This is a genomic window from Pantoea sp. SIMBA_079 (assembly GCF_046940275.1).
Lineage (GTDB): Bacteria > Pseudomonadota > Gammaproteobacteria > Enterobacterales > Enterobacteriaceae > Pantoea > Pantoea borealis.
On record NZ_JAWRYR010000126.1, the window covers coordinates 1 to 319 of the forward strand.

Sequence of the window (319 nt, forward strand, 5' to 3'; positions counted from 1 at the left end):
CGACAGGAGCACGATCATGCGCACCCGTGGGGCCGCCATGCCGGCGATAATGGCCTGCTTCTCGCCGAAACGTTTGGTGGCGGGACCAGTGACGAAGGCTTGAGCGAGGGCGTGCAAGATTCCGAATACCGCAAGCGACAGGCCGATCATCGTCGCGCTCCAGCGAAAGCGGTCCTCGCCGAAAATGACCCAGAGCGCTGCCGGCACCTGTCCTACGAGTTGCATGATAAAGAAGACAGTCATAAGTGCGGCGACGATAGTCATGCCCCGCGCCCACCGGAAGGAGCTGACTGGGTTGAAGGCTCTCAAGGGCATCGGT

General features: G+C 61.4%; 1 pseudogene. It reads right to left on the bottom strand.

Going from position 1 to position 319, the window contains the following annotated elements:
* Nucleotides 1–319, bottom strand: a pseudogene (locus SB719_RS19395) (hypothetical protein); the annotation flags it as partial.